The sequence below is a fragment of the Euzebya sp. genome (assembly GCF_964222135.1).
Taxonomy (GTDB): Bacteria; Actinomycetota; Nitriliruptoria; order Euzebyales; family Euzebyaceae; genus Euzebya.
In genome coordinates, this window is sequence record NZ_CAXQBR010000074.1 from 1 (window position 1) to 21611 (window position 21611).

Here is a 21611-nt window from a genome sequence, read left to right on the forward strand (position 1 = left end):
TACGCCGTTCTTCAACAACTACCGTCCGCAGTTCTACTTCCGGACCACGGATGTCACGGGTGCGGTGGAGTTGCCGGGTGGGACCGAGATGGTGATGCCGGGTGACAACACCGAGATGACGGTGGAGTTGATCCAGCCGATCGCGATGGACGAGGGTCTGCGCTTCGCGATCCGTGAGGGTGGCCGGACCGTGGGTGCGGGCCGCGTCACCAAGATCCTGGCCTGAGCCAGCGAACCCCCAGGAGCACGTCCGACATGGCCGAGCAGAAGATCAGGATCCGCCTGAAGGCGTACGACCACGACGTCATCGACCGCTCCGCGCGGAAGATCGTCGACACGGTCGAGCGCACGGGCGCGCGGATCACCGGACCGGTGCCGCTGCCGACGGAGAAGAACGTCGTCTGCGTCATCCGGTCGCCCCACAAGTACAAGGACAGCCGCGAGCACTTCGAGATGCGCACGCACAAGCGGCTGATCGACATCCACGAGCCGACGCAGAAGACGGTGGACAGCCTCATGCGGCTCGACCTGCCGGCCGGCGTCGACATCGAGATCAAGCTCTAACAGGCTGCGCCTGTTCCAAATGCGACGTGCGCCCGACGGCGCGCCCACCATCTGTTCCGCCCGACCAGGCGCTCCGCGCGGTCGGCCGGTAGGAGATCTCCCCCCTGATGAGCCACGCGAACACCACCAAGGCGATCCTCGGCACGAAGCTGGGCATGACCCAGGTCTTCGACGACGACGGCGCGGTCGTGCCCGTCACGGTCGTGAAGGCCGGGCCGTGCCCGGTCGTGCAGGTCCGCACCCCCGACCGCGACGGCTACGCCGCCGTGCAACTGGGCTTCGGCACCGTGAAGAAGGTCAACAAGCCGCTGGCCGGGCACTTCGCCCGGGCGGGCGTCGAGCCGACCCGCCGGCTGATGGAGGTCACCCTCGCCGGTGACCACGAGCCGGGCGACATCGTCACCGTCGACCAGTTCACCGTCGGCGAGTACGTCGACGTGACCGGCAAGACCAAGGGCAAGGGCTTCAGCGGCCCGATGAAGCGCCACGGCTTCGCCGGCCTCGGCGCCGGGCACGGCGTGCACAAGGTGCACCGCGCCCCGGGCGCCATCGGCGCCTGCGCCACCCCCGCCCGCGTGTTCCCCGGCACCCGCATGGCGGGCCGCTACGGGAACGTCCGCGTCACCACCCAGAGCCTGCAGCTCGTCGGCGTCGACGCCGAGCGGAACCTGCTGCTCATCAAGGGCGCCGTCCCCGGCTCGAACGGGTCGATGGTGCTGGTCCAGAACGCCGCGAAGAAGCCGGTCCCGGCCGCCGAGGGAGCTGAGTAGGCATGCCCAGCGTTGACAAGTACGCCGCCGACGGGTCCAGCTCGGGCACCGTCGACCTCGACGACGCCCTGTTCGGCATCGAGCCGAACGTGGGCGTCATGCACCAGGTCGTCACCGCCCAGCTGGCCGCCGGCCGTCGCGCCACCTCGAAGGTCAAGACCCGCGGCGAGGTCCGCGGTGGTGGCCGCAAGCCGTGGCGCCAGAAGGGCACCGGCCGCGCCCGCCAGGGCTCCATCCGCGCCGTCCAGTGGAGCGGCGGTGGCGTCGCGCACGGCCCGACCGGCGTCGAGAACTACACCAAGCGCGTCAACAAGAAGCTGAAGCGGCTCGCGCTGCGCTCCGCGCTGAGCGACCGGACCGCCACCGGGGACCTCCGGGTCGTCGACGGCCTCGACTTCGACGTGCCGAGCACCAAGGGCGCAGCTGCGCTGCTCGACGCCATGGGCGTCGCCGGCCGCAAGGTCCTGCTCGTCCTCGCCGGGTTCGACGCGAACGTCATCAAGAGCTTCCGCAACCTGCCGCCGGTCCACATCCTGACCGTCGACCAGCTGAACACCTACGACGTGCTCGCGAGCGACGTCGTCGTCATCGAGTCCGACGCCCTCGAGCTGATCGGGACCGGTCGCCGGTCCGACCTCGCGCCGGCCACCGGCGCCGAGACGCCCGACATGGCCGAGGCCGAGGCGATAGCCGCCGGCGACGCCGGTGCCGCCACGCGTACCTCGGACCCCGAAGGAGATGAGGCCTGATGCGCTTCGCACGTGACGTGATCATCGCGCCGGTGGTGTCGGAGAAGAGCTACGGCCTGATCGACGAGGGCCGCTACACCTTCATCGTCCACCCCAGCGCCAACAAGACCGAGATCAAGCAGGCCGTGGAGGAGATCTTCGGCGTCCGGGTCCGCAAGGTGAACACCATGAACCGCAAGGGCAAGGCCAAGCGGTTCGGGCTGATCATGGGCCAGCGCAAGAGCTCGAAGCGGGCCGTCGTCACCCTCGCCGAGGGCGAGGAGATCGACATCTTCGCAGGAGGCCTCTAGCCATGGGAATCCGCAGGTACAAGCCGACGACCGCGGCGCGTCGCGGCATGAGCGTGTCCGACTTCGACACGGTCACCACCGACAAGCCGCTGAAGTCGCTCACCGGTCCCAAGCCGGAGAAGGCCGGCCGCAACGGCCAGGGCCGCATCACGACGCGGCACCGCGGCGGCGGCCACAAGCAGAAGTACCGGATCATCGACTTCCGGCGCAACAAGGACGGCGTGCCCGCCCGCGTCGCCGAGATCGAGTACGACCCGAACCGGTCGGCCCGCATCGCGCGGCTGCACTACCTCGACGGCGAGAAGCGCTACATCCTGGCCCCCCGCGGCCTGGGCGTCGGCGACTACGTCGAGTCCGGTGAGTCCGCCGACATCAAGCCCGGCAACGCCCTGCCGCTGGTCAACATCCCGGTCGGGACCTCGGTCCACGCCGTCGAGATGCGGCCCGGCGGCGGCGCGAAGCTCGGTCGCTCGGCCGGCACCAGCGTCCAGCTGCTCGCCAAGGAGGGCAAGACCGCCGCGCTGCGCCTGCCGTCCGGCGAGATCCGCCTGGTCCAGAACGCCTGCCGCGCCACGATCGGCGAGGTCGGCAACGCCGAGCACGACCTGATCGAGCTGGGCAAGGCCGGCCGCACCCGCTGGAAGGGACGCCGCCCGACCGTCCGCGGTGTGGTCATGAACCCCGTCGACCACCCGCACGGCGGTGGTGAGGGCCGGACGTCCGGTGGACGCCACCCCACGAACCACAAGGGCAAGCCCGAGGGCCGGACCCGCAAGCCCAAGCAGTCCGACGCACAGATCCTCCGCCGCCGCGGCAAGCGGCGCCGCTAGGGCACAGGGAGAACAGCCATGCCACGCAGCCTCCGCAAGGGGCCGTTCACCGACCACCACCTCGCTCGCAAGGTGGACCAGCTGAACGAGTCCAACCAGAAGCGGGTCATCAAGACCTGGTCCCGACGCTCGGAGATCAGCCCCGACATGGTCGGGCACACGATCGCCGTGCACGACGGGCAGAAGCACGTGCCCGTGTTCATCTCGGAGTCGATGGTCGGGCACAAGCTCGGCGAGTTCGCCCCGACGCGCGCAATCAAGTGGCGCGGCGCCGGTGAGAAGCAGGCCACGAAGGGCAGGCGGTAGGGCATGCGCATCTCATCCCCCAACGAGGCCTTCGCGGTCGCGCGGCACGTCCGCGTCAGCCCGTACAAGGCCCGCCAGGTCATCCAGGGCCTGCGCGGCATGACCGTCGAGGCCGCCCAACGGCGTCTCGAGTTCATGGACAAGGGCGCGGCCCGGCCGGTCCTCAAGACCCTGAACTCGGCGATCGCCAACGCGGAGAACAACAAGGACCTCGACTTCGACGACCTGGTGGTCCTCGAGGCGAAGGTCGACGAGGGCCCCACCCTCAAGCGGTTCCAGCCGCGCGCCATGGGCCGCGCCTACCGCATCCGCAAGCGCACCAGCCACATCACGATCACCGTCGGCCTGCCCGCCGCCGAGCGGGCCCGGGTCGGCGCGACCGCCGCCGACGCCGACACCGCGGCCGAGGAGAGCTAGGACCATGGGACAGAAGATCCACCCGTACGGGTTCCGGCTCGGCGTCATCAAGGACCACAAGTCCAAGTGGTACGCCGGCAAGAAGGAGTACGCGCACTACGTCGAAGAGGACTACAAGGTCCGCATCTTCATCAAGGAGCGCGTCCGCCACGCCGGGATCAGCCGCATCGACATCGAGCGCACCCGCGACCGGATCACCGTCGACGTCCGGGCCGCCCGGCCCGGCATCGTCATCGGCCGTCGCGGCGCGGAGGCTGACGCCATCCGCGAGACGCTCCAGAAGATGACCGGCAAGCAGATCAAGCTGAACATCAACGAGGTCAAGAGCGCCGAGCTCGACGCCCAGGTGACGGCCCACAACGTGGCCGAGCAGCTGCGCGGCCGCGTGTCGTTCCGGCGTGCGATGAAGCGCGCGGTCCAGAACGCCATCAAGGCCGGCGCCAAGGGCGTCCGCGTCCAGTGCTCGGGCCGCCTCGGCGGCTCGGAGATGAGCCGCAGCGAGTGGTACCGCGAGGGCCAGGTCCCCCTGCACACCCTCCGCGCCAACATCGACTACGGCTTCGACGAGGCGCGCACGACCTACGGCCGCATCGGCGTCAAGGTCTGGAGCTACACCGGTGACGTCCTGCCCCAGGGCGAGGACCGCGAGGAGCGGCTCGCCCGCGCCCGGGCCCGCCGCGAGCGCGAGCGCATCGAGGCCGAGGCCCGCGCCGCGCAGGCCGCTGCCCAGCAGGCCGCCGCGGACCAGGTGTCCGCCCAGGTCGCCAAGCAGATGGCCGCTGCCGAGGAGGAGGCCCCCGAGGGCACCACCCCGGTCGGCCCGGACCCGACCAGCGCGCCCACGCCGCTGGTGGATCCGACGGACCCGGCCCCCATCCCCTCCCAGCAGTCCTCCGCGACGGACTCGCCCCAGAACCCCACCCCCCAGCCCGACGCCCAGGACGCCGACGCCGCGCAGCCGACCCCGGCCGCCGACGCCACGCCCGAGCCCACCCCGTCCCAGCCCGACCAGGGCGACGAGTGGTCCGACGCCCTGGGCGACCCGGACGACGGCGACAAGGCCTAGGAGAGACGATGCTCGCCCCAAAGCGCGTCAAGTACCGCAAGCAGCACCGCGGCCGCAAGCGCGGCCTCGCCAAGGGCGGATCCGATGTCACCTTCGGTGAGTACGGCATCCAGGCCCTGAGCGCCGGCTGGGTCACCGCCCGGCAGATCGAGGCCGCCCGAATCGCCATGACCCGCTACATGAAGCGCGGTGGGAAGGTGTGGATCAACATCTTCCCGCACAAGGCCTACACCAAGAAGCCGGCCGAGACCCGCATGGGGTCCGGAAAGGGCTCGCCCGAGGGCTGGGTGGCCGTCGTGAAGCCGGGACGCGTCATGTTCGAGATCGCCGGCGTGCCCGAGGAGGTCGCCCGCGAGGCGATCCGCCTGGCTGGCAACAAGCTGCCCGTGAAGTGGCGCTTCGTCGCACGCGAGGGAGGTGGCTCCTAGATGCGAGCCGAGGAACTGCGAGAACTGTCCGACACCGAGCTCGACGAGAAGCTCGAGGAGTTCAAGTCCGAGCTCTTCAACCTGCGCTTCGAGCTCGCCACCGGCCAGCTCGACAACTACAAGCGCCTGAAGGGCACCCGCCGCGACATCGCGCGGGTGATGACCGTCCAGCGCGAACGGGCCCTCCGGGCCACCGCCAGCGAGGAGACCAGCTGATGTCCGACGCCACCACCAGCGCTGCCGAGACCAGCGCCGCCGCCGAGGAGGAGATGGCGGCGTCAGGCCGGAACGCCCGCAAGGTCCGTGACGGGATCGTCGTGTCCGACAAGATGGACAAGACCGTCGTGGTCCTGGTCGAGCGGCGCGTCAAGCACCCCAAGTACCACAAGTTCGTCACCAAGTCGGCCCGCTACAAGGCCCACGACGAGACCAACGACGCCGGCGTCGGCGACCGCGTCCGCATCGTCGAGACGCGTCCGCTCAGCAAGGACAAGCGCTTCCGAGTCCAGGCGATCCTCGAGCGCGCCAAGTAATCCCAGGGCTTCGCCCGGACCCCAGGAGCCAATCCGATGATCCAACAAGAGACACGCCTCCGCGTCGCCGACAACTCCGGCGCGCGCGAGGTGCTGTGCATCCGCGTGCTGGGCGGGTCCGGTGCGCGCTACGCCGGCGTCGGCGACGTCATCGTCGCCACCGTCAAGCAGGCGATCCCGCAGGCGAACGTCAAGAAGGGCGACGTCGTGAAGGCGGTCGTCGTGCGCACCCGCAAGGAGCGCCGCCGCCGGGACGGGACCTACATCCGCTTCGACGACAACGCCTGCGTGCTGATCGATGCGAACAACAACCCCCGAGGGACCCGCATCTTCGGCCCGGTGGGCCGCGAGCTGCGCGACAACCGCTTCATGCGCATCGTCTCCCTCGCCCCGGAGGTGATCTGATGCAGCGCATCAAGAAGGACGACACCGTCGTGGTGATCAGCGGCAAGGACAAGGGCAAGCAGGGCCGCGTCGTCAACGTCTACCCCAAGGCCGACAAGGTCATGGTGGAGGGCGTCAACATCGCGACCAGGCACCGCCAGGTCCGCATGACCGGCCGTGGTGCCCGCGAGGGCGGGATCGAGCACGTCGAGGTGCCCGTCCACAGCTCGAACGTCATGCCCGTCTGCCCGTCCTGCGACGAGCCGACCCGCGTCGGTGCCCGCATCGTCGACGGGGAGAAGACCCGCTTCTGCCGCAAGTGCGATTCGGAGTTCAAGTAGCCATGTCCGACACCGAGATGACGACCACCACCGAGGTCACCGCCGACGGTGCGCAGGTCCGCTACCGCCCCCGCCTGAAGGCCCTGTACGTCAACACGCTCCGGGCCGAGCTGATGGAGTCGCTCGGCATCGGCAACGTGATGGACGTGCCGCGGCTCGAGAAGATCGTGGTGAACGTCGGGGTCGGCGAAGCAGTCGCCGACTCGAAGGTCATCGAGAAGGTGATGGCCGAGCTCGCGACGATCACCGGCCAGAAGCCCCAGCTGCGACGCGCCCGCAAGTCGATCGCGACGTTCAAGCTGCGCGAGGGCATGCCCGTGGGCGCCCGCGTCACCCTGCGCAACGAGCGCATGTGGGACTTCCTCGACCGCCTCCTGACGGTCGCGATCCCCCGGATCCGCGACTTCCGCGGCCTGCCGTCCAAGTTCGACGGCGCCGGCAACTACACCCTCGGCATCACCGAGCAGCTGATCTTCCCCGAGATCGACTACGACGACATCGACGCGGTCCGCGGCATGGACATCACGTTCGTGACCACCGCCCGGACCGACGAGCACGGCCGCGCCCTGCTCGACGCCTTCGGGTTCCCCTTCATCCGCCAAGAGGGCGAGCCCGCGCCCGAGGCCATGCAGCGCCTCGTCCAGGCGACCGCCGACCTGGTCTAGCGGCCGCCCCACCACCCCGACCCCACCACGCACACCGACTGGGAAGTCCCGGGTCCCGCCCACCGCGGAGGATCCCGGAAACCCCGAGGAGCAGATCAACGATGAGCATGACCGATCCGGTCGCTGACATGTTGACCCGCATCCGGAACGCCAACCTGGCGTACACGGAGCTGATCGACATGCCGTCGTCCAAGCTCAAGGCGTCCATCGCGGAGATCCTCAAGCAGGAGGGCTACATCCGCGACTACGTCGTCGAGCCGACGACCCCCCAGGCCACGCTGCGCCTGGCCCTCAAGTACACCAAGGACCGCGAGCGCGTGCTCACCGGCGTGCGCCGCGTGTCGAAGCCCGGCCTCCGCGTCTACGCGAAGTCCGACGAGCTGCCCCGCGTGCTGGGCGGCCTCGGCGTCGCGATCGTCTCGACCTCGAAGGGCCTCCTGACCGACCGCGACGCGCGACGCAGCGGCGTCGGCGGCGAGGTCCTGGCCTACGTCTGGTAGGCGGGAAGGACACGAACACACCATGAGTCGCATCGGCAAGGAACCGGTCCCGATCCCGAGCGGGGTCGACGTGACCCTGTCCACGGACACCATCACCGTCAAGGGCCCCCGCGGCACCCTGACCCAGGCCCTCCACGACGGCGTCGACGTCGCCGTGCAGGACGACCAGGTCGTCGTGACGCGCCCCGACGACGAGCGGCGCTCGCGCGAGCTCCACGGGCTCTACCGCACGCTGGTCGCCAACATGATCACCGGCGTCACCGACGGGTTCACCAAGTCCCTCGAGATCGTCGGCGTCGGCTACCGCGCCGCGATGCAGGGCCAGGGCCTCAGGCTGCAGCTCGGCTTCAGCCACGACGTCAACGTGCCCGCCATCGACGGCATCACGTTCGAGACCCCGTCACAGACCCAGATCACGATCACCGGCGCGAGCAAGCAGCAGGTCGGCCAGATCGCCGCGAACATCCGGTCGCTGCGTCCGCCGGAGCCCTACAAGGGCAAGGGCATCAAGTACGCCGACGAGCACATCCTCCGCAAGGCAGGAAAGGCGGCCGGGTAAGCCATGGCAAAGACCGACGCACGCCGGACGGGGCGGGACCGCCGCCACCTCCGGCTCCGCAAGAAGGTGCAGGGCGACGCCACGCGTCCCCGCCTCGCGGTGTACCGCTCCAACACCCACATCTACGCCCAGGTCATCGACGACCGCGCCGGCGCCACGCTGGCGGCCGCGTCCTCGACCGAGGCGTCCTTCTCGCCCGACGGCGACGGCAAGGTCGGCGAGGCGAAGGCCGTCGGCCGACTCGTCGCCGAGCGCGCGAAGGACGCGGGCATCGACCAGGTCGTCTTCGACCGCGGCGGCAACCGGTACGCCGGGCGCGTCCAGGCACTCGCCGACGCCGCCCGTGACGCCGGACTGACCTTCTAGAAGGACTCACATCATGGCCTACAACCCCCCCAACAACCCCCGAGGTGGCCGCGACGGCGGCCGCGGCGGCCGTGGTGGCCGCGGCGGCCGCGGCGGACGTCCCGAGGAGAAGAGCCCGTACGAGGAGAAGGTCGTCGCGATCAACCGCGTCGCCAAGGTCGTCAAGGGCGGCCGTCGGTTCTCCTTCACCGCCCTGGTGGTCGTCGGTGACGGCAACGGCACCGTCGGCGTGGGCTACGGCAAGGCCAAGGAGGTCCCCGCGGCGATCCAGAAGGGCGTCGAGATCGGGAAGAAGAACCTCTTCGCCGTGCCGATGATCCAGAAGACCATCGTGCACCCGGTCATCGGCGTGCACGGCGCGGGTCGCGTCGTCCTGAAGCCCGCCGCCCCCGGTACCGGCGTGATCGCCGGTGGCCCGGTGCGCGCCGTGCTCGAGGCGGCCGGGATCACCGACGTGCTGGCCAAGTCCCTCGGCACCCCGAACCCCATCAACGTCGTGCACGCGACCGTCGCCGGCCTGCAGAGCCTGAAGCGCCCGCAGGACGTCGCCGCCATGCGCGACCTCGAGATGGAGGAGTTCATGCCGCCGAAGATGTACGCCAACATGACCGGCAAGGCCACGTCCGGGACGGGTGCCTGAGCCATGGCGCTGCAGGTCACCCAGGTCAAGTCGTCCAACGGCGCGAAGCGCAACCAGCTCGCGACGCTGCGGTCCCTCGGGCTGCGCCGGATCCGCCACACCGTGGTGGTCCCGGACCGCCCCGAGTTCCGCGGCATGGTCGCCACGATCAACCACCTGGTCGTCGTCGAGGAGGTCCCCGACGGGACCACCGTGCCGGCCCGGGCCGTGCGGACCGCGGTCTCCGTGGCCGACACCGGCGAGCCCGGCGTCGTCGGCGTCGTCGAGGGCCCCTCGGAGAGGACCGAGGAGCTCCTCGAGGACCAGGGCGTCGCCGGCACCGGTGCCGACAGCTCGGCGGACGTCGTCCAGAACACCCCGCAGATCGACCCGGCCCGCGGGAAGGCCGTCAAGGGCGGCACGTCGGAGAACCCCGACGTCGCGGACGCGGCGCTCGACCCCGAGCCGGCGTCCGACGAGGAGGAGTAGTCCACCATGAAGCTCAACGACCTCAAGCCGGCTCCCGGCTCGACCCGGCGCAAGACGCGCAAGGGTCGCGGCGAGGCCGCCGGCAAGGGCAAGACCGCCGGCCGCGGCACCAAGGGCACCGGCGCGCGGAAGAACGTCCCCCTCGGGTTCGAGGGCGGGCAGATGCCGCTGCAGCGCCGCCTGCCGAAGCTGCCCGGCTTCACCCCCCGGAACCGCGTGGAGTACGTCGGCGTGAACGTGTCGCGGCTCGAGTCGGCCTTCGAGGCCGGCGCGACCGTCGACCCCGCCGCCATGGCCGCGAAGGGCCTCCTCCGCGACGCGGAGGAGCGGGTGAAGATCCTCGGCGACGGCGAGCTGTCGACGTCGCTGACCGTGTCGGCGCACGCGTTCTCGAAGTCCGCGGAGGCGAAGATCACCGACGCCGGCGGCACCGTCCAGCGCCTGACCCGCTGACCCGCCGGCAGTCGTGCCAGCATGGACCTGACGTGGCCCCACGTCGGGTCCCTGCCCGAACGGAGTTGACCTAGATGTTCCGCGCCTTCGCGAACGCCTTCAAGATCCCGGACCTCCGGGGGAAGATCCTCTTCACCCTCGCGATCATCGCGGTGTACCGGCTGGGATCGGTCATCCCGATCCCGGGGGTCGACTACCAGGTCCTCGACGGCATCCTGCAGCAGGCCGAGGCGAGCGGCGTCGCCGCGCTCCTGAACCTCTTCAGCGGGGGCGCGCTGACCCAGCTCGCGGTCTTCGCGCTCGGGATCATGCCGTACATCACCGCCAGCATCATCATGCAGCTGCTGGCGGTGGTGATCCCGAAGCTCGAGGAGTGGCAGAAGGAGGGGGCGACCGGCACGGCGCGGATCACCCAGATCACCCGGTACGTCACCGTGGTGCTGGCGATCCTGCAGTCGACCGGCCTGATCGTGCTGATCGAATCCGGCCAGCTGTTCGGCGGGACGATCCCCACCGCGGGGCTGATCCCCGACGACTCGGTCCCGATCCGGGCGCTGATGGTCCTGACCCTCACCGCCGGCACGGCCTTCATCATGTGGCTGGGTGAGCTGATCACCCAGCGCGGCATCGGCAACGGGATGTCGCTGATCATCTACGCGGCGATCCTCGCGGCGCTGCCCGGCCAGTTCTCGGCCATCTACCAGCAGAACACCGTGCTGTTCGCCGTGTTCGTGCTGGTGGGCCTGATCCTCATCGTCGGCGTGGTGTACGTCGAGCAGGGCCAGCGCCGCATCCCCGTCCAGTACGCCAAGCGCCAGGTCGGCCGACGCCAGTACGGCGGCCAGCAGACCTACATCCCGCTGAAGGTCAACCAGTCCGGCGTGATCCCGATCATCTTCGCGTCCTCGCTGCTGTACCTGCCGCAGCTGAGCGCCTCGATCGTGAACAACGACGGCCTGACGAACTTCGTCAACCGCTACTTCGCGACCGGCGGCCACCCCGTCTACATCGCCACCTACCTGGCGCTGACGATCTTCTTCGCCTACTTCTACACGGCCATCACGTTCAACCCGATCGACGTGGCCGACAACATGAAGAAGTACGGCGGGTTCATCCCGGGCATCCGCCCGGGTCGCCCGACGGCCGAGTACCTGGATCGCGTCCTGACCCGCATCACCCTGCCGGGGTCGCTGTACCTGGGTGCGCTCGCCATCCTGCCCCTCGTCGTGCTGGCCCTCGGCAACGTGCAGTTCCCGCTCGGCGGGGCCACGCTGCTGATCGTGGTCGGCGTCGGGCTCGAGACGATGAAGCAGCTCGAGAGCCAGCTCATGCAGCGCCACTACGAGGGCTTCATCCGCGGCTGACGGATGTGCGGCCGCCGTCGGGCAGGCCGTAGAGTGACCCGACTGTCCGTGCACGGCGCGGGGTGACGACGATCGTGGGAGGAGCACGCGAAGTGCGATTGGTACTGCTTGGCCCGCCGGGTGCGGGCAAGGGAACGCAGTCGGCCGCCATCGTCGAGGAGTTCGGCATCCCCCACATCTCCACGGGGGACATCTTCCGGGCGAACGTGAAGGGCGAGACGCCGCTCGGCAAGGAGGCCAAGGGCTACATGTCCCGCGGCGAGCTCGTGCCGGACACGGTCGTGAACCGGATGGTCGCCGACCGGCTGCGCCAGGCCGACGCGGAGAGCGGCTTCCTGCTGGACGGCTACCCGCGCACCGTCGGCCAGGCCTACACCCTCAGCGGGATGATGGCCATGCTCGACGTCGACCTCGACGCGGTCCTCCACTTCGAGGTGCCCGACGCCGAGCTCGAGGCCCGCATCGCCAAGCGGCAGGCCACCGACGGCCGGGACGACGACGACCACGAGGTCTTCAAGCGCCGGATGCAGGAGTACCGGGACCAGACCACCGAGCTGATCCCGCACTACCGCAGGGCCGGTCTGCTGATCGCCGTCGACGCGCTCGGCAGCATCGAGGAGGTCCGCGAGCGGGTGCTGGGCGCCTGCCGCGAGGTGCAGACCGCCGGCCGCTGACGGTGTCGCCGCCCCGCGCGGCGCTACGGTGGGGCGATGATCATCCGCAAGTCGCCCTCAGAGCTCGAGGTGATGGCCCGGTCGGGCAAGATCATCGCCGACATGCACGAGATGCTCGCCGCGGCCGTGCGCCCGGGCATCTCCACCGGTGAGCTCGACGCGATGGCGGAGGACTACATCGTCCGCCACGGCGCGGTCCCGGCCTTCAAGGGCTACGGCGGCGTGGGCACGCGGATGCCGTTCCCCGGCACCCTCTGCGCCTCGGTCAACGACGAGATCGTCCACGGCATCCCGTCGCCCGAGACCGTCCTCGACGAGGGCGACCTGATCAAGATCGACGCCGGCTGCGTGCTGGAGGGGTACTACTCCGACTCGGCGTGCACCTGGATCGTCGGCGGCGAGGACGCCGTCGCGCCCGAGGTGGCCGAGCTGGTCCGCGTCACCCGCGAGGGCCTCTGGGCCGGTCTCCTCGCCGCGCGCGCCAAGCAGCGGATCGGGGACATCTCCGCCGCGGTCGAGGCCGTGGGCGTCCGCCACGGCTACGGGATCGTGCGGGAGTACGTGGGCCACGGCGTGGGTCGCGCCCTCCACGAGGACCCGCAGGTCCCGAACCACGGCCGCGCCGGTCGCGGGCCGAAGCTCGCCACCGGCCGGGTCCTGGCGATCGAGCCGATGTTCAACCTCGGGACCGAGGAGACGGTGACCCTCGACGACGAGTGGACCGTCGTGACCGCCGACCAGCACCTGAGCGCCCACTGGGAGCACACCGTCGCGATCACCCCCGACGGTCCCTGGGTGCTGACCGCGCGCAGCGACGAGACCGCCCACCCGCTCGCCGAACCGGACCGGATCCCCGTCCAGCTCGTCGGCGCGTAGGGCCCTACCGGCGGGGGAGGGGCTCGACCACCTGGAGCAGCCCCCAGGTGAACGTCGCGCGCCAGCGCGTCCCGCCCTCGTCCAGGTCGAGCGCCCACCGGCTGGTGACCAGCGGGTCGGCCTGGCGGACATCGGGGTGGGCGGCCATGACCTCGCCCAGCACCGCCGACCACGGGGGCATGTCGGAGAACCGGCCGATCGCCGGCGCCGGCCGCCCCGCCGCCCGGACGAGGCCCTCGGTGACGACCTCGCCCGTCTCGAGGCCGACGACCTGCCACTCGAGGTCCGGCCACGGTTCGCCGAGCGCCCAGCGGCTCGCGACCAGGTCGATGCCCGTGCCGCGGACCGTCGAGGTGGCGTCCGGCGCCCCCAGGACGGCGGCGTAGCGGCGGACGCCGCCGGGGAACCGCCCCGACCGCAGCATCGCCTGCCACCGCCGGTTGGCGTCGCGCTGCTCGACGACGCCCGCCCCCATGCGGGAGCGGGCGTCGGCGACCAGGTCCGGCTGCAGGTCCGCCATGCGGCGCAGCAGCACGAGGACGAGCTCGCGGGGGCCGAAGCCCCGCACGCGTCAGCGCGCCTCGGCGGACCGCCAGGCCTGGCGCAGGCTCAGGCGCCGCCCGAAGTGCAGGAGCCCACCGGCGTAGATGCGCCCGGCGATCCGGACCAGCACCGCCGTGACGGCCGCGGTGACCGCGACGGCTGCCAGGTGCTCGGCGATGCCGATCTCGGCGTACGCCACACGGATGGGGACGACGAACGGTGCGGTGAAGGGCACGAAGCTCATGATCCGCCCGAGCGCCCCGGAGGGGTCGTCGAGCACCTGGAAGCTGACCAGGAAGCCGACGACGGCGATCACGGCGACCGGACCGGCGACGGACTGGGCGTCCTCCATCCGGCTGACCAGCGCGCCGACCCCTGCGTAGAGCACCGCGTAGAGCGCGTAGCCGAGGATGAACCACACGATCAGCGAGACGGCGGAGTCGATCGGGATCGCCGGCAGCTCGAAGGTGTCGGTGACCCTGATCAGCGCGAGGATCCAGAGGACCGTCACCACGAACTGCGCCAGGCCGAGCAGGCCGACGCCGATGACCTTCCCGGCCAGCAGCTGCCACGGCTTCAACGTCGCCAGCAGGACCTCGACGACCCGGCTGGCCTTCTCCTCGGCGATCGTGCTGAGGGTCCACTGGCCGTACAGCAGGATCGCCATGTAGAGGAGGAACATGCCGCCGTAGGCGATCAGGCTGCGGGCGAGCTCGAGGTCCGCGTCCGCCTCGCCCTGGACGGTGCGGACCGGCAGGGGATCGCCGCTCAGCGCCGCGGTCACGTCGGCGACGCTGGTGCCGGTGCCCTCCAGGCGGTCCTCGAGGGTCGACACGCCCGCCGCCTCCTGGATGGTGTCCTGCAGGTCCGAGCCGCCGAAGCCGGCCGAGCCCTGGCGCAGGATCGACTCGCCGTCGACGAGGACGAGCTCGATCTCACCCTCGGCCAGGGCGGCACGCGCGTCGTCCTCGCTGTCGAAGGTCGTGACCTCGAAGGTGAGCTCGCGATCGGGGTCGCTCCGCTCGCGGAGGAGGGACTCGGTGGCGCCGAGGATCGCGTCGTTGCCCTCGCCGAGGGATCCGACGTGCTCCTCCACCGGGCCGCCGCCGAGCGCCTGGGGCAACAGGATGGCCGCGCCGAGCAGGACCAGGGTGAACACCGCGCCCAGCACGTAGGACTTGGAGCGCCCGCGCTGGGTCAGCTCCCGCATCGTGACGAGCTTGAGGGCTTCGAACGAGGTCATGCGACGGCCTCCTTGAACAGGTCGGTGAGCGACGGGGTGGTGAAGACGAAGTGCTCGACGCCCTCGGCTGAGTCGACGGTGGCGAGCAGCCGGCGGATGTCGATGTCCCGCTTGACGCGCAGGACGTGGCGGCCGGCCTCGTAGCGCGTCTCGAGCACCCCGTCGAGGTCGCCGAGCACCGCGGCCTGGGCGTCGGTCAGGTCCAGCTCGACGATGCGGTACGACGACGCGGACTTGAGGGACTCCACCTCGCCGGTGCGGACGATCCGCCCGCGGTCGATGATCGCGACGTCCTCGCAGAGGTCCTCGACGACGTCGAGCTGGTGGCTCGAGAACACGACCGCCGTGCCGGCGGCTGCCCGGTCCCGCAGGACCCGGGCCATCGTGCCGGCGCCGATCGGGTCGAGGCCGTTGAACGGCTCGTCGAGCACCAGCACGTCCGGGTCGTGGATCAGCGCCGCGGCCAGCTGCACGCGCTGCTGGTTGCCCTGGGAGAGGTCCTCGAGGGGGTCCTCGAGGCGATCGCCCAGGTCCAGGTCGGTCAGCCAGCGCTCCGCCGCGGCCCGCGCGGCGTCCTTGGCCATGCCGTGGATGCGGCCGAAGTAGGTGAGCTGCTCGGCGATCTTCATCTTCGGGTACAGCCCGCGCTCCTCGGGCATGTAGCCGAAGCGCACGCGGTCGGCGTCGGTCACCACGTGGCCGTCCCAGCGGACCTCACCCCGATCGGGGGTGAGCAGCCCGAAGACCGCGCGCATCGTCGTGGTCTTGCCGGCGCCGTTCTTGCCGAGGAAGCCGAGCATGCGCCCTGGGGTGACGGCGAACGAGCAGCCGTCCAGGGCGACGATGTCGCCGTAGCGCTTGTGGAGGTCGTCGATCTCCAGCATGGGTGGTGATCTCCTGGGTCGTGGGGTCGTGCTGGGCACGGTAGGGCCGACGGCGGGGGAGGGGATCCGACCGTCGGCGGAACCGGATCTCCCCCGGGAGGGGGAGGGTCGCGACGCCGTCGCCGTCGTAGCCTTCCGGCCGTGACCGCCCCACCCGTCGCACGCCTCCCCGGTCGGCTGGACCGCCCGGACCGCCGTGACCTCGGGATCCTCGGCCTCATGCTGGTCCTCGGCGGCCTGAACCTCTTCATCGCGCAGGGGTTCGACGACGAGGACGCGATGTTCATCAGCCACCTCCCGGCGTGGGGGGACTGGGTGGCGTTCCTCCTCCTCATCGTCCCCGTCGCCTGGCGGCGGGTCGCCCCCGCCTGGGTCTGCGCCTGGGTGGGCCTCGGGTTTGTCGCCTTCCGGTTGCTGCAGGTGCCGGAGGGCCTGATGTCGTCGGTCGCCGTGTACCTCACCATCCACGCCGCGGGGGCCTACGAGGCCGACAAGGGCCGGCGGGACCTGGCGCGCGGACTGGCGCTCGCCGGCGGGCTGGTCGCCGTCGTGGTGGCCCTGGTGCAGGAGGCGCAGGCCGTCGACTTCGACGCCGCGCTGGCCCTCACCTTCACCATCGGCATCAACGTCGCCTTCTACGTCACCGCCTGGGCGCTCGGCGACTCGACGCGCAAGCGCGCGGAGGCCGAGCTCGAGCTGACCCGCCGCGCCGAGCAGCTGGCCACCGAGCGGGAGGCGCGGGCGCAGCAGGCCGTCACCGAGGAGCGGGTCCGGATCGCCCGGGAGCTCCACGACGTCGTGGCCCACCACGTCAGCGTGATGGGCGTCCAGGCCGCCGCGGCCCGCCACGTCATGGCCCGCGACGCCGAGGCCGCCACCGGCGCCCTCGCGAACGTCGAGGAGTCGGGCCGCCAGGCCGTGGCCGAGCTCCAGCGCCTGGTCGGCATCCTCCGCAGCGAGCACGCCGGCGGGGTGGACGAGCCCCAACCCACCCTCGACGGCCTCGACGCGCTGGTGGGGTCGATGCGGGGCGCCGGGCTGGGGGTCGACCTGCGGGTGATCGGCCGTGAGCGGCCCGTCCCGTCGTCGGTGGAGCTGTCCGCCTACCGGATCATCCAGGAGGCGCTGACCAACGTGCTGCGCCACGCGCCCGGCGCCGCGACGACCGTGGTGCTCAGCTACCTGTCCGAGGCGCTGCAGGTCGAGGTCGTCAACGGCACGCCGACCAGCCACGGCGAGGCGACGGGGCCAGGCGGCGGGCGCGGGCTGCTCGGCATGCGCGAGCGGGTCGCCATGCTGGGCGGCACCTTCGACCACGGGCCGGCGCCCCGCGGCGGCTACCGGGTCGCGGCCCTGCTGCCGATCGCCCCGGTCCCAGCCCCCGAGCCGGCGGCGCGCGCGTGACAGGTGCGGGCACGGGCTCGGATCCGGGCGACCTGATCGAGGTGGTGCTGGTCGATGACCAGCACCTCGTGCGCTCGGGCTTCCGGATGATCCTCGAGTCCGAGCCGGACATCACCATCGTCGGCGAGGCCGGTGACGGGCGTGAGGCGGTCAGGCTGGCCCGGGCGCTGAACCCCCACGTCATGCTGATGGACATCCAGATGCCCGAGGTCGACGGGCTGCAGGCCACCGAGCAGGTGATGGCCCTGCCGTCACCCCCGAAGGTGCTGGTGCTGACCACGTTCGACCGCGAGGACTACGTCTTCAGCGCCCTCCGCCTCGGTGCGAGCGGCTTCCTCCTGAAGAACGCCCCCCCGGCCCAGCTCGTCGACGCCGTCCGGGTCGTCGCCGCGGGGGACTCGCTGCTGAGCCCGTCGGTGACCCGGCGGATCGTCGAGGCGTTCGCCGCCGGCCCCGCGCTGTCGGTCCCGGACCCGGCGCTCCAGCGGCTCACCGAGCGGGAGGTCGAGGTGCTGCGGCTGATGGCGACCGGCCAGTCGAACACCGAGATCGCCGCCGAGCTCGTCGTCGGCGAGGCCACGGTCAAGACCCACGTGTCCAACGTGTTCTCGAAGCTGGGGGTCCGCGACCGCGTCCAGGCGGTCGTCTGGGCGTTCGAGCACGGCGTCGCCCGGTAGCTGCCCCTCCCACCACCCGGTCGGCGGGGGTTGGCGACCCGCAGGGGCCGCGCTACACTGCCGGGTCCCCGCGTTCGCGCGGATGTTTCTGCTGTTCGGCGACACCCTGGTGCTGACGCGCTCAGCGCACCCGCGCCGACCCGACGAGCAGCACGGTACACGACCGCATGGTCGTGGTGCCCCAACCGCCTCCGTCAATCGACAGGATCGCATCCGATATGGCCAGAATCGCCGGTGTCGATCTGCCGCGAAACAAGCGTGCAGCGATCGGCCTCACCTACATCTTCGGCGTGGGTCGCACCCGTGCCCTCGAGGCGCTCGCAGCAACCGAGGTGAACCCCGACACCCGCATCGGTGAGCTGAGCGACTCCGAGGTGCAGGCGCTGCGGACCTACATCGAGAACGAGTACCAGATCGAGGGTGACCTCCGCCGGGAGGTCGCGCAGAACATCAAGCGCAAGGTGGAGATCGGGTCCTACCAGGGCATCCGCCACCGTCGCGGGCTCCCCGTCCGCGGGCAGCGCACCCACACCAACGCCCGCACCCGGAAGGGCCCCAAGCGCACCGTCGCGGGCAAGAAGAAGGCGAAGTAGCGGGCGACCGCACCGGACCTCCGATCAGCCGGTCGGGTCGGGGGTCGACCGCTTCCCGCCGCAGGCGGGTGAAGGCCGGGGCGGGTCACGCAACCGCATGACCCAACGAGAAGACCAGGAGAACCACACCCATGGCTCAGGGGAAGAAGGCCCGCCAGCGCGGGAAGAAGAAGGAACGTCGGACAGTCCCGCACGGGGTCGCCCACATCACCTCGTCGTTCAACAACACGATCATCTCGATCACCGACATGCAGGGGAACGTCGTCTCCTGGGCGTCGGCGGGGAACGTCGGGTTCAAGGGCTCCCGCAAGTCGACGCCGTACGCGGCGCAGCAGGCCGCCGAGAAGGCCGCCCGCCAGGCCGTCGACACCTTCGGGATGCGCAAGGTCGACGTCCGCGTCAAGGGTCCGGGCTCCGGCCGCGAGACCGCGATCCGCTCGCTGCAGGCCAACGGCCTCGAGGTGAACGGCATCCGCGACGTCACGCCGATCCCGCACAACGGCTGCCGCCCTCCCAAGCGGCGCCGGGTCTGACGCCCCGCCGCTCCTGGTAGAGAGAAGAGGTTCCCACCATGGCCCGCTACACCGGCCCCATCGCGAAGCAGTCGCGCCGTGAGCGCACCGTCCTGCACGCGAACGTCAAGTCCGCCCGCGCGCTCGAGAAGCGCCCCTACCCGCCTGGCGAGCACGGCCGCGGCCGCATCAAGGAGAGCGAGTACCTCCTGCAGCTGCGCGAGAAGCAGAAGGCGAAGCGCATCTACGGCGTGCTCGAGCGGCAGTTCCGCAACTACTACGAGCGCGCCAACTCCTCCCAGACGGGTCTGACGGGTGAGAACCTGCTGATCTACCTCGAGAAGCGCCTCGACAACGTGGTGTTCCGCGGGGGCCTGGCGCGGACGCGCCGCGAGGCCCGCCAGCTGGTGAACCACAAGCACTTCAAGGTCAACGGCCGGACCGTGAACATCCCGTCCTACGAGGTCCGGGTCGGCGACGTCATCACCCTGCGGGACCGCTCCCGCGAGATCGTCCCGGTGATCGGCGCCCTCGAGCTGCTGGGCAACCGCAACCAGCCCGGCTGGGTCTCGCTCGACCAGGACAAGCGGCAGATCAGCGTCCTGAACGACCCCACGCGCGACCAGATCGACGTGCCGGTCCAGGAGCCGCTCATCGTCGAGCTGTACTCGAAGTAGCCCCGCCACCCCTCCACCCCTCCACACCCCAGTCGCGACGCCCCGGGAGGCGACCACCACCGTGCTGATCGTTCAGCGCCCCACGATCGTCGAAGACGTCCAGATCGACGGTCTGCGCTCCCTGTTCACCATCGATCCCCTCGAGCCCGGCTTCGGCTACACCCTGGGCAACAGCCTGCGCCGGACCCTGCTGTCGAGCATCCCCGGCGCGGCGGTCACCAGCGTGCGCATCGAGGGCGTCCTCCACGAGTTCTCCTCCGTCGAGGGGGTCAAGGAGGACGTCACCGACATCGTCCTGAACCTGAAGGACCTGGTGCTGCGCTGCCACTCCGACGAGCCGGTCGAGATCTTCCTCGGCGGTGAGGGCCCCGGTGAGATCACCGCGGACTTCATCACCGCGCCGAGCGAGGTCGAGATCCTCAACCGCGACCTGCACATCGCCACGCTGAACCGCAAGGGCCGCGTGGAGATGTACCTGACCGTCGAGCGGGGCCGCGGCTACGTGACCGCCGAGCGGAACAAGAAGACCGACATGCCGATCGGCGTGATCCCGGTCGACTCGATCTACTCGCCGGTGACCCGCGTGACCTACCGCGTCGAGGCCACCCGCGTCGAGCAGATGACCAACTACGACAAGCTGATCCTCGACGTCGAGACCAACGGGTCGGTCAGCCCGTCCGAGGCGCTGTCCTCGGCCGGCGAGACCCTGAAGGACCTCTTCGACCTGTTCAGCGACTTCGAGGAGGGCGGCCCCGGCGGCCTGTCCATCGGCGCCGGCGCGGTCGAGCCGGTCGGGCCGATGTCGCCGAACCTGGCGCTCCCCATCGAGGACATGGACCTGAGCGTCCGGTCCTACAACTGCCTCAAGCGCGAGGGCGTCTCGACCGTCGGCGAGCTGGTCCAGAAGACCGAGCAGGACCTGCTCGACATCCGGAACTTCGGCCAGAAGTCCATCGAGGAGGTCAAGGCGAAGCTCAACGACATGGGCCTCAGCCTGGCCGACTACGGCGGCTACAGCGGCTAGCCGAGCGCCCCACCTGGCCGCCACCACGGAGCCTGATCTGACATGCCCAAGCCCAAGAAGGGCCCCCGCTACGGCGGGTCGGCCAAGCACCACAACATGATGGTGGCGAACCTCGCCACCGAGCTGTTCCGCCACGGCCGCATCCGGACCACCAAGTCCAAGGCCAAGACGATGCAGCCCGTCGCCGAGCGGATGATCACGTTCGCCAAGCGCGGCGATCTGCATGCCCGCCGCCAGGTCCTGACGGTCATCCGCGACAAGGACGTCGTCCACAAGCTGTTCGCCGACATCGGTCCCGCCGCGGCGGACCGCAACGGCGGGTACACGCGGATCACGCCGATCGGGCCCCGCAAGGGCGACAACGCCCCGATGGCCGTGATCGAGCTGGTCGACGCCGTCGTGGGCGAGGAGGGCGAGAACGCCCTGACCGAGGCACCGCGACGTCGCTGGAGCCTGCGCCGCCAGCGCGGCAACATGTCCCGGACGACCCGTGAGCGCGAGGAGGCCATCATGGCCGCCGAGGACGCGGGCGCGGACACCTACGAGGTGCCCGAGGACGACGTCGACGACACCGAGGCCGACGCGGTCGAGGCCGGCCGGATCACCGAGCGGAACCTCGCCGCCTCCGCGGCGGCGGACGCCGACGACGACGAGGACGGTCCTGAGGTCCGCCCCGAGGACGTCGAGGCGCGCCTTGCTGAGGACGAGTCAGCTGAGGACGAGGCTCCCGAGGACGAGGACGCGTCGGACGACGCGTCTGGCGACGACCCGAAGGCCGACGCGGACGAGGAGGAGTAGGCCCCCTCGTCCC

The 21611-nt window shown here is 70.8% G+C and carries 32 protein-coding genes and 2 pseudogenes; 31 read left to right on the forward strand and 3 right to left on the reverse strand.

Features of this window, described 5'->3' with window-relative positions; translation table 11 throughout:
- From ACEQ2X_RS16035 to map, 24 genes and pseudogenes are all read left to right on the forward strand, one after another.
- Positions 1 to 226, forward strand: a pseudogene (locus ACEQ2X_RS16035) (elongation factor Tu); the annotation flags it as partial.
- Positions 227 to 255: 29 nt separating this feature from the next.
- Complete coding sequence (gene rpsJ / locus ACEQ2X_RS16040; protein WP_370326839.1) at positions 256 to 564, forward strand: 30S ribosomal protein S10; 309 nt, start codon at positions 256 to 258, stop codon at positions 562 to 564.
- Positions 565 to 671: 107 nt separating this feature from the next.
- Complete coding sequence (gene rplC / locus ACEQ2X_RS16045) at positions 672 to 1334, forward strand: 50S ribosomal protein L3 (protein WP_370326840.1); 663 nt, start codon at positions 672 to 674, stop codon at positions 1332 to 1334.
- Between the two features lie 2 nt (positions 1335 to 1336).
- On the forward strand, positions 1337 to 2083 hold the full coding sequence (gene rplD / locus ACEQ2X_RS16050) for a 50S ribosomal protein L4 (RefSeq protein ID WP_370326841.1): 747 nt from the start codon (positions 1337 to 1339) through the stop codon (positions 2081 to 2083).
- Positions 2083 to 2373: a 50S ribosomal protein L23 gene (gene rplW / locus ACEQ2X_RS16055; RefSeq protein ID WP_370326842.1), complete on the forward strand. Its 291-nt coding sequence runs from the start codon at positions 2083 to 2085 to the stop codon at positions 2371 to 2373. Before rplD ends, rplW begins: the two co-directional genes overlap by 1 nt.
- 2 nt (positions 2374 to 2375) lie before the next feature.
- Positions 2376 to 3203 carry a 50S ribosomal protein L2 gene (gene rplB / locus ACEQ2X_RS16060; protein WP_370326843.1) on the forward strand — a complete coding sequence of 276 codons (828 nt, stop codon included), beginning with the start codon at positions 2376 to 2378 and terminating at the stop codon, positions 3201 to 3203.
- An 18-nt stretch (positions 3204 to 3221) separates the two neighbouring features.
- Entirely contained in the window at positions 3222 to 3509 is a 288-nt protein-coding gene (rpsS, locus tag ACEQ2X_RS16065) for a 30S ribosomal protein S19 (RefSeq protein ID WP_370326844.1), read from the forward strand.
- 3 nt (positions 3510 to 3512) lie between these two features.
- Positions 3513 to 3926 carry a 50S ribosomal protein L22 gene (rplV, locus tag ACEQ2X_RS16070; protein WP_370326845.1) on the forward strand — a complete coding sequence of 138 codons (414 nt, stop codon included), beginning with the start codon at positions 3513 to 3515 and terminating at the stop codon, positions 3924 to 3926.
- A 4-nt stretch (positions 3927 to 3930) separates the two neighbouring features.
- On the forward strand, positions 3931 to 4992 hold the full coding sequence (rpsC, locus tag ACEQ2X_RS16075) for a 30S ribosomal protein S3 (protein WP_370326846.1): 1062 nt from the start codon (positions 3931 to 3933) through the stop codon (positions 4990 to 4992).
- 8 nt (positions 4993 to 5000) lie between these two features.
- The gene (rplP, locus tag ACEQ2X_RS16080; RefSeq protein ID WP_370326847.1) at positions 5001 to 5420 is read left to right on the forward strand and encodes a 50S ribosomal protein L16; all 420 of its coding nucleotides are present in this window, start codon (positions 5001 to 5003) and stop codon (positions 5418 to 5420) included.
- Positions 5421 to 5636, forward strand: coding sequence for a 50S ribosomal protein L29 (gene rpmC / locus ACEQ2X_RS16085; protein ID WP_370326848.1), 216 nt, complete (start codon positions 5421 to 5423; stop codon positions 5634 to 5636). It begins immediately after the preceding gene.
- Positions 5637 to 5689: 53 nt separating this feature from the next.
- A complete protein-coding gene (gene rpsQ / locus ACEQ2X_RS16090) occupies positions 5690 to 5953 on the forward strand; it encodes a 30S ribosomal protein S17 (protein WP_370326911.1) in 264 nt (87 codons plus the stop codon).
- Positions 5954 to 5989: 36 nt separating this feature from the next.
- Positions 5990 to 6358, forward strand: a complete 369-nt coding sequence (gene rplN, locus ACEQ2X_RS16095) for a 50S ribosomal protein L14 (RefSeq protein ID WP_370326849.1) — start codon at positions 5990 to 5992, stop codon at positions 6356 to 6358.
- A complete protein-coding gene (gene rplX / locus ACEQ2X_RS16100; RefSeq protein WP_370326850.1) occupies positions 6358 to 6678 on the forward strand; it encodes a 50S ribosomal protein L24 in 321 nt (106 codons plus the stop codon). Before rplN ends, rplX begins: the two co-directional genes overlap by 1 nt.
- Positions 6679 to 6680: 2 nt before the next feature.
- A complete protein-coding gene (rplE, locus tag ACEQ2X_RS16105) occupies positions 6681 to 7343 on the forward strand; it encodes a 50S ribosomal protein L5 (RefSeq protein WP_370326851.1) in 663 nt (220 codons plus the stop codon).
- 101 nt (positions 7344 to 7444) lie between these two features.
- Complete coding sequence (gene rpsH / locus ACEQ2X_RS16110; protein ID WP_370326852.1) at positions 7445 to 7843, forward strand: 30S ribosomal protein S8; 399 nt, start codon at positions 7445 to 7447, stop codon at positions 7841 to 7843.
- Between the two features lie 22 nt (positions 7844 to 7865).
- Positions 7866 to 8402, forward strand: coding sequence for a 50S ribosomal protein L6 (gene rplF, locus ACEQ2X_RS16115; protein WP_370326853.1), 537 nt, complete (start codon positions 7866 to 7868; stop codon positions 8400 to 8402).
- 3 nt (positions 8403 to 8405) lie between these two features.
- Positions 8406 to 8768, forward strand: a complete 363-nt coding sequence (gene rplR, locus ACEQ2X_RS16120; RefSeq protein WP_370326854.1) for a 50S ribosomal protein L18 — start codon at positions 8406 to 8408, stop codon at positions 8766 to 8768.
- A 13-nt stretch (positions 8769 to 8781) separates the two neighbouring features.
- Positions 8782 to 9408, forward strand: a complete 627-nt coding sequence (gene rpsE / locus ACEQ2X_RS16125; RefSeq protein ID WP_370326855.1) for a 30S ribosomal protein S5 — start codon at positions 8782 to 8784, stop codon at positions 9406 to 9408.
- 3 nt (positions 9409 to 9411) lie between these two features.
- Positions 9412 to 9585 (forward strand): annotated as a pseudogene (gene rpmD, locus ACEQ2X_RS16130) (50S ribosomal protein L30); the annotation flags it as partial.
- Positions 9586 to 9882: 297 nt separating this feature from the next.
- Positions 9883 to 10329 carry a 50S ribosomal protein L15 gene (gene rplO / locus ACEQ2X_RS16135; protein WP_370326856.1) on the forward strand — a complete coding sequence of 149 codons (447 nt, stop codon included), beginning with the start codon at positions 9883 to 9885 and terminating at the stop codon, positions 10327 to 10329.
- Positions 10330 to 10403: 74 nt separating this feature from the next.
- Complete coding sequence (gene secY, locus ACEQ2X_RS16140) at positions 10404 to 11693, forward strand: preprotein translocase subunit SecY (RefSeq protein WP_370326857.1); 1290 nt, start codon at positions 10404 to 10406, stop codon at positions 11691 to 11693.
- 92 nt (positions 11694 to 11785) lie between these two features.
- Positions 11786 to 12367 carry an adenylate kinase gene (locus tag ACEQ2X_RS16145; RefSeq protein ID WP_370326858.1) on the forward strand — a complete coding sequence of 194 codons (582 nt, stop codon included), beginning with the start codon at positions 11786 to 11788 and terminating at the stop codon, positions 12365 to 12367.
- 36 nt (positions 12368 to 12403) lie between these two features.
- The gene (gene map / locus ACEQ2X_RS16150) at positions 12404 to 13243 is read left to right on the forward strand and encodes a type I methionyl aminopeptidase (RefSeq protein ID WP_370326859.1); all 840 of its coding nucleotides are present in this window, start codon (positions 12404 to 12406) and stop codon (positions 13241 to 13243) included.
- A 4-nt stretch (positions 13244 to 13247) separates the two neighbouring features.
- Here map and ACEQ2X_RS16155 read toward each other — a convergent pair whose 3' ends face one another.
- Genes ACEQ2X_RS16155 through ACEQ2X_RS16165 form a run of 3 tightly spaced genes read right to left on the reverse strand, consistent with a single transcriptional unit; the run spans position 13248 to position 15913 of the window.
- Complete coding sequence (locus ACEQ2X_RS16155; RefSeq protein WP_370326860.1) at positions 13248 to 13811, reverse strand: hypothetical protein; 564 nt, start codon at positions 13809 to 13811, stop codon at positions 13248 to 13250.
- Positions 13812 to 13814: 3 nt separating this feature from the next.
- The gene (locus ACEQ2X_RS16160; protein WP_370326861.1) at positions 13815 to 15029 is read right to left on the reverse strand and encodes an ABC transporter permease; all 1215 of its coding nucleotides are present in this window, start codon (positions 15027 to 15029) and stop codon (positions 13815 to 13817) included.
- Positions 15026 to 15913, reverse strand: coding sequence for an ABC transporter ATP-binding protein (locus ACEQ2X_RS16165; RefSeq protein WP_370326862.1), 888 nt, complete (start codon positions 15911 to 15913; stop codon positions 15026 to 15028). The genes ACEQ2X_RS16160 and ACEQ2X_RS16165 overlap by 4 nt, the downstream gene beginning before the upstream one ends.
- Before the next feature lie 141 nt (positions 15914 to 16054).
- On the opposite strand from ACEQ2X_RS16165, the gene ACEQ2X_RS16170 reads away from it, so the two are divergent.
- The 7 genes from ACEQ2X_RS16170 (at position 16055) to rplQ (ending at position 21598) form a co-directional block, all read left to right on the forward strand.
- Entirely contained in the window at positions 16055 to 17317 is a 1263-nt protein-coding gene (locus ACEQ2X_RS16170; RefSeq protein WP_370326863.1) for a sensor histidine kinase, read from the forward strand.
- A gap of 35 nt (positions 17318 to 17352) precedes the next feature.
- Complete coding sequence (locus ACEQ2X_RS16175) at positions 17353 to 17994, forward strand: response regulator (protein ID WP_370326912.1); 642 nt, start codon at positions 17353 to 17355, stop codon at positions 17992 to 17994.
- Between the two features lie 218 nt (positions 17995 to 18212).
- A complete protein-coding gene (gene rpsM, locus ACEQ2X_RS16180) occupies positions 18213 to 18587 on the forward strand; it encodes a 30S ribosomal protein S13 (RefSeq protein WP_370326864.1) in 375 nt (124 codons plus the stop codon).
- Positions 18588 to 18718: 131 nt separating this feature from the next.
- The gene (rpsK, locus tag ACEQ2X_RS16185; RefSeq protein ID WP_370326865.1) at positions 18719 to 19120 is read left to right on the forward strand and encodes a 30S ribosomal protein S11; all 402 of its coding nucleotides are present in this window, start codon (positions 18719 to 18721) and stop codon (positions 19118 to 19120) included.
- Positions 19121 to 19158: 38 nt separating this feature from the next.
- Positions 19159 to 19776 (forward strand): 30S ribosomal protein S4, encoded by a 618-nt coding sequence (gene rpsD, locus ACEQ2X_RS16190; RefSeq protein WP_370326866.1) that lies wholly within the window; start codon positions 19159 to 19161, stop codon positions 19774 to 19776.
- 61 nt (positions 19777 to 19837) lie between these two features.
- Positions 19838 to 20800, forward strand: a complete 963-nt coding sequence (locus ACEQ2X_RS16195) for a DNA-directed RNA polymerase subunit alpha (RefSeq protein WP_370326867.1) — start codon at positions 19838 to 19840, stop codon at positions 20798 to 20800.
- Positions 20801 to 20842: 42 nt separating this feature from the next.
- Positions 20843 to 21598, forward strand: coding sequence for a 50S ribosomal protein L17 (rplQ, locus tag ACEQ2X_RS16200; RefSeq protein ID WP_370326868.1), 756 nt, complete (start codon positions 20843 to 20845; stop codon positions 21596 to 21598).
- Positions 21599 to 21611 lie beyond the last annotated feature (13 nt).

What these genes read in the sequence shown, in the direction of transcription:
- rpsK (WP_370326865.1), top strand. Translation starts at nt 18,719, where the DNA reads ATGGCTCAGGGGAAGAAGGCCCGCCAGCGCGGGAAGAAGAAGGAACGT.
- ACEQ2X_RS16160 (WP_370326861.1), bottom strand. Translation starts at nt 15,029, where the DNA reads ATGACCTCGTTCGAAGCCCTCAAGCTCGTCACGATGCGGGAGCTGACC.
- rplC (WP_370326840.1), top strand. Translation starts at nt 672, where the DNA reads ATGAGCCACGCGAACACCACCAAGGCGATCCTCGGCACGAAGCTGGGC.
- rplQ (WP_370326868.1), top strand. Translation starts at nt 20,843, where the DNA reads ATGCCCAAGCCCAAGAAGGGCCCCCGCTACGGCGGGTCGGCCAAGCAC.
- rpsH (WP_370326852.1), top strand. Translation starts at nt 7,445, where the DNA reads ATGAGCATGACCGATCCGGTCGCTGACATGTTGACCCGCATCCGGAAC.
- rplW (WP_370326842.1), top strand. Translation starts at nt 2,083, where the DNA reads ATGCGCTTCGCACGTGACGTGATCATCGCGCCGGTGGTGTCGGAGAAG.
- rpsD (WP_370326866.1), top strand. Translation starts at nt 19,159, where the DNA reads ATGGCCCGCTACACCGGCCCCATCGCGAAGCAGTCGCGCCGTGAGCGC.
- rplF (WP_370326853.1), top strand. Translation starts at nt 7,866, where the DNA reads ATGAGTCGCATCGGCAAGGAACCGGTCCCGATCCCGAGCGGGGTCGAC.
- map (WP_370326859.1), top strand. Translation starts at nt 12,404, where the DNA reads ATGATCATCCGCAAGTCGCCCTCAGAGCTCGAGGTGATGGCCCGGTCG.
- rplB (WP_370326843.1), top strand. Translation starts at nt 2,376, where the DNA reads ATGGGAATCCGCAGGTACAAGCCGACGACCGCGGCGCGTCGCGGCATG.
- rplN (WP_370326849.1), top strand. Translation starts at nt 5,990, where the DNA reads ATGATCCAACAAGAGACACGCCTCCGCGTCGCCGACAACTCCGGCGCG.
- rplV (WP_370326845.1), top strand. Translation starts at nt 3,513, where the DNA reads ATGCGCATCTCATCCCCCAACGAGGCCTTCGCGGTCGCGCGGCACGTC.
- rpmC (WP_370326848.1), top strand. Translation starts at nt 5,421, where the DNA reads ATGCGAGCCGAGGAACTGCGAGAACTGTCCGACACCGAGCTCGACGAG.
- rplO (WP_370326856.1), top strand. Translation starts at nt 9,883, where the DNA reads ATGAAGCTCAACGACCTCAAGCCGGCTCCCGGCTCGACCCGGCGCAAG.
- rplE (WP_370326851.1), top strand. Translation starts at nt 6,681, where the DNA reads ATGTCCGACACCGAGATGACGACCACCACCGAGGTCACCGCCGACGGT.
- rpsJ (WP_370326839.1), top strand. Translation starts at nt 256, where the DNA reads ATGGCCGAGCAGAAGATCAGGATCCGCCTGAAGGCGTACGACCACGAC.
- rpsS (WP_370326844.1), top strand. Translation starts at nt 3,222, where the DNA reads ATGCCACGCAGCCTCCGCAAGGGGCCGTTCACCGACCACCACCTCGCT.
- rplX (WP_370326850.1), top strand. Translation starts at nt 6,358, where the DNA reads ATGCAGCGCATCAAGAAGGACGACACCGTCGTGGTGATCAGCGGCAAG.
- rplP (WP_370326847.1), top strand. Translation starts at nt 5,001, where the DNA reads ATGCTCGCCCCAAAGCGCGTCAAGTACCGCAAGCAGCACCGCGGCCGC.
- rpsQ (WP_370326911.1), top strand. Translation starts at nt 5,690, where the DNA reads ATGGCGGCGTCAGGCCGGAACGCCCGCAAGGTCCGTGACGGGATCGTC.
- rpsM (WP_370326864.1), top strand. Translation starts at nt 18,213, where the DNA reads ATGGCCAGAATCGCCGGTGTCGATCTGCCGCGAAACAAGCGTGCAGCG.
- rplR (WP_370326854.1), top strand. Translation starts at nt 8,406, where the DNA reads ATGGCAAAGACCGACGCACGCCGGACGGGGCGGGACCGCCGCCACCTC.
- ACEQ2X_RS16165 (WP_370326862.1), bottom strand. Translation starts at nt 15,913, where the DNA reads ATGCTGGAGATCGACGACCTCCACAAGCGCTACGGCGACATCGTCGCC.
- secY (WP_370326857.1), top strand. Translation starts at nt 10,404, where the DNA reads ATGTTCCGCGCCTTCGCGAACGCCTTCAAGATCCCGGACCTCCGGGGG.
- rpsC (WP_370326846.1), top strand. Translation starts at nt 3,931, where the DNA reads ATGGGACAGAAGATCCACCCGTACGGGTTCCGGCTCGGCGTCATCAAG.
- rplD (WP_370326841.1), top strand. Translation starts at nt 1,337, where the DNA reads ATGCCCAGCGTTGACAAGTACGCCGCCGACGGGTCCAGCTCGGGCACC.
- rpsE (WP_370326855.1), top strand. Translation starts at nt 8,782, where the DNA reads ATGGCCTACAACCCCCCCAACAACCCCCGAGGTGGCCGCGACGGCGGC.